The organism is Galbibacter sp., from assembly GCF_035306585.1.
Taxonomy (GTDB): Bacteria; Bacteroidota; Bacteroidia; order Flavobacteriales; family Flavobacteriaceae; genus Galbibacter.
In genome coordinates, this window is record NZ_DATGNU010000083.1 from 20,735 (window position 1) to 27,555 (window position 6,821).

The 6,821-nt window shown below is 37.5% G+C and carries 7 protein-coding genes and 1 tRNA gene; 3 read left to right on the plus strand and 5 right to left on the minus strand.

Annotation, left to right across the window (positions count from 1 at the left end):
• Positions 1 to 6: 6 nt before the first annotated feature.
• A complete protein-coding gene (locus VKY50_RS08415) occupies positions 7 to 831 on the plus strand; it encodes a ZIP family metal transporter (RefSeq protein ID WP_324300814.1) in 825 nt (274 codons plus the stop codon).
• Here VKY50_RS08415 and VKY50_RS08420 read toward each other — a convergent pair.
• The 5 genes from VKY50_RS08420 to VKY50_RS08440 all read right to left on the minus strand — a co-directional run bounded on the left by VKY50_RS08420 (position 828) and on the right by VKY50_RS08440 (position 5,142).
• Positions 828 to 1,277: a YybH family protein gene (locus tag VKY50_RS08420; protein ID WP_324300815.1), complete on the minus strand. Its 450-nt coding sequence runs from the start codon at positions 1,275 to 1,277 to the stop codon at positions 828 to 830. The genes VKY50_RS08415 and VKY50_RS08420 overlap by 4 nt on opposite strands.
• A 22-nt stretch (positions 1,278 to 1,299) precedes the next feature.
• Positions 1,300 to 1,812, minus strand: coding sequence for a DUF6155 family protein (locus VKY50_RS08425; RefSeq protein ID WP_414652312.1), 513 nt, complete (start codon positions 1,810 to 1,812; stop codon positions 1,300 to 1,302).
• Positions 1,813 to 1,973: 161 nt separating this feature from the next.
• Entirely contained in the window at positions 1,974 to 4,073 is a 2,100-nt protein-coding gene (feoB, locus tag VKY50_RS08430; RefSeq protein ID WP_324300817.1) for a ferrous iron transport protein B, read from the minus strand.
• Positions 4,070 to 4,315: a FeoA family protein gene (locus tag VKY50_RS08435; protein ID WP_324300818.1), complete on the minus strand. Its 246-nt coding sequence runs from the start codon at positions 4,313 to 4,315 to the stop codon at positions 4,070 to 4,072. Before VKY50_RS08435 ends, feoB begins: the two co-directional genes overlap by 4 nt.
• 143 nt (positions 4,316 to 4,458) lie before the next feature.
• Positions 4,459 to 5,142, minus strand: a complete 684-nt coding sequence (locus tag VKY50_RS08440) for an SCO family protein (protein ID WP_324300819.1) — start codon at positions 5,140 to 5,142, stop codon at positions 4,459 to 4,461.
• Between the two features lie 158 nt (positions 5,143 to 5,300).
• Here VKY50_RS08440 and rseP point away from each other — a divergent pair, with 158 nt between their 5' ends.
• Positions 5,301 to 6,623: an RIP metalloprotease RseP gene (gene rseP, locus VKY50_RS08445; protein WP_324300820.1), complete on the plus strand. Its 1,323-nt coding sequence runs from the start codon at positions 5,301 to 5,303 to the stop codon at positions 6,621 to 6,623.
• A gap of 123 nt (positions 6,624 to 6,746) precedes the next feature.
• A tRNA-Asn gene (locus VKY50_RS08450) sits at positions 6,747 to 6,820 on the plus strand.
• Position 6,821: the final 1 nt, after the last annotated feature.

Sequence of the window (6,821 nt, forward strand, 5' to 3'; positions counted from 1 at the left end):
ATTTATATGTTTGATTCTATTATTAGATTTTTTGAGGAAATTGATCCTGTGGTTGGCGCTTTGCTGGCTACCACATTTACTTGGTTGGTGACCGCCTTGGGCGCATCTGTGGTTTTTTTATTTAAGGAAATGAAACGTGCCGCTTTGGATGGGATGTTAGGATTCACTGGTGGGGTAATGGTGGCAGCAAGTTTTTGGAGTCTGTTAAGTCCTGCCATTGCAATGAGTGATGGAGAAGGCTTTGCTAAAGTTGCACCTTCGGCTATTGGTTTTGGGTTGGGAGCGTTGTTTCTTTTTGGCTTGGATAAAGTTATGCCCCACTTACATATTAATTTTAAGCCAAATGAATCGGAAGGAGTTCCAACGAAACTCAATCGTACCTTACTGTTAACCCTTGCTATCACACTGCACAACATTCCTGAAGGACTCGCAGTTGGGGTGCTTTTTGGTGGGGTGGCGGCTGGTATACCAGAGGCCTCTATCGCTGGTGCGGTAATACTTGCAATAGGTATTGGAATTCAAAACTTTCCAGAGGGAATTGCGGTCTCTATGCCGCTGCGACGACATGGTTTGAGTCGAAAGAAAAGCTTTTTCTATGGACAACTCTCCGCAATTGTCGAACCCATTGCCGGGGTGGTCGGTGCCTTAGCTGTTACATTCTTCACGCCTATTTTACCTTATGCACTTTCTTTTGCTGCGGGAGCGATGATTTTTGTGGTTGTAGAGGAAGTAATACCAGAGACGCAGCTCGATCGCTATACCGATATTGCTACCTTAGGATTTATGGGAGGCTTTATTGTTATGATGATTCTTGATGTGGCGCTGGGTTAATTTGATCCTGAGGTATGATCACTAATGATAAGCCAGTTTTGGTCAAATTTTTTCCAGTTTAAGGTAAAGTAACCATCAAGGTCTCCAATACTCCTTTTCAAATGAAATGTTCCAATCATTTGGGCAACGCCATTGGCTATCGATTGTAGGTCGATCACCTCAAATGTTAGTATTCCCATTATAGTTAGGTCAGGATAGCTATTTAAGTAACGTTGTTTGGTGTTTTCCCAACCGAAAATAGGGCCAGACGAACCGTTAAACACTAAATTTTCGGACTTCCAATAGTTTTCCATAAAAGCGGAGATATCACCCTTATTCCAGGCCGACTGCTGTTGCTCGAGGGCTTGTAATATTGCGATGCTGTCCGCTTTAGAGAGCTTGTGTTCTTGAGTGGTTCCAATAGTCACCACAAAAAGATTTAAAAGTAAGAGTACTAGGTTTTTCATAATAGTGCGTAGTTTGATTGGTTTAATCAAGTATATCCAATGTACGTTCCATAGTATATAACTCTGGCCAATTCTGAAGCTGAGCTCGCTTATAAACCTCTAACAAACGGTGCTTGAAGTCTTCTATCAGGCCATTGGTTGCGCTATATTTTACAGCCTCATCAAAGGAATTAGCCATGCTTTTATAAAAGGCCGGTTGCTTTAATTGGCGGTGTTCATTGAAAGTTTGTGCGATCTCTAGATTAAACCACATCACATCGGCCACCTTGGTGGGGCTCACACCGATATCCATAAAATGTTTGATAAATTTTTGTGCTACGGACCGGCGCATTCTAGGCTTTCGTCGTTTGACAGGGAAGTACTCGTTGGCGATCTTGGCCTTTGCCTGATCGACTAATTTGTCTTCTTGAGGATTAAACGCAAAATCATAGAAAACCTTCACCTCTTTAAATCGGTCGTAGAGATCGATAATCTGAAGTTCTAATTCTTTTTTTTTGAGTGAAGCGACGTATTTTTTTAATTCGCGTTTGGACATACTAATGACAACCGTTGCAATCACTTCCTCCACAGGAACTATTTCCTTTCTTACCAAGGATAGTTGCTAGTACTTTTGGGAATGCATACTTTAAAACCAAATATCCAAAAGCCAATAAAACGATTATATAGACTAAAATAGTTTGAATATCCATAGGTCAATTATTTTAAAAGTTGATATGCTATTAAAGCAGTAATATAAGCAAAACCAGTCATAAATACTAATTGATACATAGGCCATTTCCAGCCATTGGTCTCTCTCTTTACAATCGCAATGGTACTCATACACTGCATGGCAAAGGCGTAAAATAGTAATAATGAAATCCCAGTAGCTAAGTTAAATACTGGTTGACCAGTTTCTGGATTTATCTCTTGAGCCATACGGTTTTTGATAGTGTCTTCCTCTTCGCTTCCAACACTGTATATCGTAGCAAGTGTACCTACAAACACCTCTCTAGCGGCGAATGAACTTATCAACGCAATTCCAATTTTCCAGTCATAACCCAGGGGGGTAATTACAGGTTCAATAGCATGGCCAGCAATTCCAATATATGAATTACGTAGTTTGTAGGAGTTGATCTGGGTTGCGAGCTCTTCCTCTGTTAGGTTTTGGTTCTCAACTTGGGAGGTTACAATAGAGGTTGCATTGTGAAAGGTATCTCTTGGGCCATTAGTTGCCAAAAACCATAGTATTATAGAAATTGCCAAAATGATTTTACCTGCTCCAAAGACAAAGCTTTTGGTTTTTTCTAGGACAGTAATGGCAACATTTTTAAGTAGGGGTACTTTATAATTGGGCATCTCTACTACAAAAAATGATCTACCTTTTACTCGTAATACTTTATTTAATGCCCATGCGGAAAAAATAGCCGTTAAAAACCCAAGTATATACATCGCCATTAAGGTCAATCCTTGAAGATTCATTCCTAAGAATTTTTGATCAGGGATAACTAAGGCAATGATTATAAGGTACACTGGTAATCGGGCAGCGCATGTAACAAAAGGCGTTACCAAGATGGTAATTAAGCGTTCCTTCCAGTTATCTATGTTTCTGGTGGCCATGACTGCTGGAATGGCACATGCAGTACCTGAGATAAGTGGTACGACACTTTTACCTGATAAGCCAAATTTTCGCATAATTTTATCCATCAAAAACACCACCCTACTCATATATCCAGATTCTTCTAGAATCGCAATAAACAGGAATAAAAAGGCAATTTGTGGGATGAAAATTACAATACCGCCTAATCCGGGAATTACCCCATCGGCTATAAGATCCGTAAGTGTCCCAGGAGGAAGTGTATTGCTTGCCCACTCACTGAAATTAGCAAATAATCCATCTATAAAGTCCATGGGATAATTACTCCAATCATAAATGGCTTGAAAGATAAGCAGCATGATTAAAAAGAAAACCACATACCCCCAGACTTTATGAGTCAAAACTCTGTCAAATGATGCTCTTAAACCTTTTGCCGAAGCGGCATCAACGATATACCCGTTTTGGAGAACTTTATTTATAAACTGATAACGCTTCACCGTTTCTTGATGTTGCATTTTTTTAAGTTCAGATTCCGACTTAGTCGAAAAGGCTGAAGTATCATCGACTAGTTTACGGTCGAGGTTCACAAAGTTGACATCCTGCGTAATTACAATCCATAGCTTGTAAAGATTTTGGTTCGCAAACGCATTTTGTAATCCACCAAAATACTCTGGATCAATAGAATTAATGTCTATGCACTGTTGAGTAGGGAGTTCCTTATAGTTTGTAATTAATTCTTTTAACTTATCAATTCCAGTGTTTTTTCGCGTACTGATGACAGCTATTTTGGTATGAAGTTCTTTTTCCAGGAGCTCTATATCAAGAGAAATTCCTTTACGCTTCATACGGTCCGCCATATTTATCACTAGGATGGCAGGTATTTTTAAATCCTTGATTTGAGTAAATAAAAGTAGATTCCTCTTAAGGTTTTCTACATCACTAATGACCACCGCTACATCAGGATGATTTTTGTCGTTTTTGTTGAGTAACAGCTCAATAACGATATTTTCATCCAAGGAGGTTGCGTTTAAACTATAGGTTCCAGGTAAATCAATGATGTGTGCTTTGATACCACGGGATAATTTACACACTCCTTCTTTTTTCTCTACAGTAATTCCAGGGTAGTTACCTACTCGTTGATTTAATCCCGTTAAAGCATTAAAAATAGAAGTCTTACCTGTATTGGGGTTCCCTATAAGGGCTACATTAATTTGCTTGCTCATAAGGAGTCATTTTCTTTAATCATATCAATCTCAATGGCAAGGGCGGTTGCACGACGGATGGTCAAAAAGGAACCGTTGATATTCAGGTATAAAGGATCTTTAAATGGTGCAATTTGAAGTAGTTCTACCTGATTACCAGGTAAACAACCTAGTTCAAGGAGTTTGATTGGAATAATATCAGTGGAGAATCCTTTTATGACGGCCCTTTGGCCTTTTTTCAGATGTGCGATTGTTAATTTCACAGCCTTATTTAGATTGAATTTAAGTAAGCAAAAGTAGTATAAAAAAAAGGTTTAATGAAATAAATCAAACCTGTTTATATTTTTGAATAGTTAAAAATTTCTAAAAAAAGCTCTGAAACCTTTGAGAATAGGCCCTAAGGTGCTTAAGATTTGGGTTTTTTATAGTGTTTTTGAAGTATTTCTATATCGTGAAGTAGTTTATCAATTTCATCGGGATTGGTTCCATCATAAAACCCTCTTATCTGTTTATCTTTATCTACTAGGATAAAGTTTTCGGTATGAATCATATCAAATGGTCCGCCATCACCTGTTGTTTTAACAGCCAAATAACTTTTTCTAGCTAATTCATAGATCTGCTTTTTATCACCAGTGACTAAATTCCATTTGTGATCCATTACTCCTTTCTCTTGAGCATATTTTTTTAATTGCTCAACTGTGTCAATTAAAGGTGTTACTGTATGAGACAGAAGCATTACGTCAGGATTATTTTTAATCTCTTCTTGGATCCGCACCATATTATCGGTCATCATTGGGCATATAGATAAGCAAGTGGTAAAGAAAAAGTCTGCTACATATATTTTGTTTTTGTAATTCTCCTGAGTGATGGTATCCCCGTTCTGGTTGATTAATTTAAAATCAGCAATTTTATGATCTTTTCGAATGTATTGGATGCTTTCATCAACTAGTTCAGGTTGAACCATAGAGGGTTCATAAACAGCTAATTTTTCTTCTGGTTTAAGTGCTTGGTACATCAAGCTTATGATGATTGTGGATAAAATTATTAGCGTGATAAAGAGGTGTTTATATTTACTAAAGAACTGTAGCATATTAGGAGATTTAACTGCGTGCAAAAATACAACATTCCGCATACATAATGGAATTTAAGTCTTAAAAGCGTCATAAATTGTCATTGCTAAAGTCTTTTGATTGTGTTAGATAATTTGAAAACGTTACTTTTGTGCGATTCGAAAACGAAACTGTATTTATGAGTGAAATTTTAATAAAGGCGATCCAGCTAGTTTTAAGCTTGTCTATATTGATTGTTTTGCACGAAATGGGGCACTTTATCCCTGCAAAAATTTTTAAAACTCGTGTTGAGAAATTCTTCTTGTTTTTTGATGTGAAATTTGCATTACTTAAAACTAAGATAGGCGAAACTGTTTATGGTATTGGCTGGCTTCCGCTAGGAGGTTATGTCAAAATATCTGGAATGATAGATGAAAGCATGGACAAGGAACAGATGGCTCAGCCACCACAACCATGGGAATTCAGATCCAAGCCTGCATGGCAACGTTTAATCATTATGATTGGAGGTGTGACGGTAAATTTATTGTTAGGATTCTTTATCTATGCCATGGTTTTGTTTGTTTGGGGTAGTAATGAAATTTCTAACAATGCTTTCCCTAATGGTTTTAACGTCGCTGATGAATTAAAACAATATGGTTTTAGAGATGGGGACAAAGTACTTGAGGTGGATGGAGAAACTCCTAATAATATTTTAGACGTAAGTCGTTTGTTGGTAGTTAGAGGTGTAGAAGAGGTAAAAGTTCAACATGCTGATAATACCGTAGAGGTATTGCAACTTCCTGATACATTAGGTACTCATTTATATGTTTCAGGAGCTTTACGACCATTAGAACCAAGAGTGGATGCCGTTTTAGATAGCATAATCCCTGGAGATCCAGCCGATGTTGCAGGTCTTCAAAAGAATGATAAGATAGTATCCGTAAATGGAACAGCCATTACGTTTTGGGATGAGTTCACAAAAGTGGTTAAATCTAATCAAGGAACTCCAATAGATCTTGTTATTGAGCGCAACAATTCTACAGACACACTTTCAGTCACACCTGTGAATCAAAAAATTGGAGTAACAGTTATGTTACCTGACTTTTCAAATGTAATTCAAAAGAAAGAATATTCATTGGCTGAGGCCTTTCCTGCGGGAGTTAGCTTTGGTTATTGGACGTTGATGGACTATGCTAGCTCTATGAAATTCCTTTTCACTAAAAAGGGTGCTACTGAGGTTGGCGGATTTGGAACTATTGCAAAGCTTTTCCCTGATTCCTGGGATTGGCAAGGATTTTGGCTTTCTACAGCTTTTCTGTCTATTATTTTGGCTTTTATGAACATACTACCTATACCTGCATTAGATGGAGGACATGTGATGTTTTTGCTTTATGAGATGATTACTGGAAGAAAACCGAGTGAAAAATTCTTAGAATATGCACAAATGGTTGGTTTCTTTATTTTAATTGCATTACTTTTGTATGCCAATGGAAACGATATATATAAGGCGATTTTCAAATAAAATAAAAATTAATAATTTTTGTTTGGCTTAATGAAAAAAACATATATATTTGCATCCGCAAAAAAGGGATAAATCCTTTCAAAACCTCCTAAATTAGGGAGCTCGCGAAAAGAAAATATAAATTCCTCCTTAGCTCAGTTGGTTAGAGCATCTGACTGTTAATCAGAGGGTCCTTGGTTCGAGCCCAAGAGGGGGAGC

Excerpts from the sequence above, each read along its gene's own strand:
- VKY50_RS08425 (WP_414652312.1), bottom strand. The coding sequence starts at position 1,812 with ATGTCCAAACGCGAATTAAAAAAATACGTCGCTTCACTCAAAAAAAAA.
- VKY50_RS08415 (WP_324300814.1), top strand. The coding sequence starts at position 7 with ATGTTTGATTCTATTATTAGATTTTTTGAGGAAATTGATCCTGTGGTT.
- feoB (WP_324300817.1), bottom strand. The coding sequence starts at position 4,073 with ATGAGCAAGCAAATTAATGTAGCCCTTATAGGGAACCCCAATACAGGT.
- VKY50_RS08440 (WP_324300819.1), bottom strand. The coding sequence starts at position 5,142 with ATGCTACAGTTCTTTAGTAAATATAAACACCTCTTTATCACGCTAATA.
- VKY50_RS08420 (WP_324300815.1), bottom strand. The coding sequence starts at position 1,277 with ATGAAAAACCTAGTACTCTTACTTTTAAATCTTTTTGTGGTGACTATT.
- rseP (WP_324300820.1), top strand. The coding sequence starts at position 5,301 with ATGAGTGAAATTTTAATAAAGGCGATCCAGCTAGTTTTAAGCTTGTCT.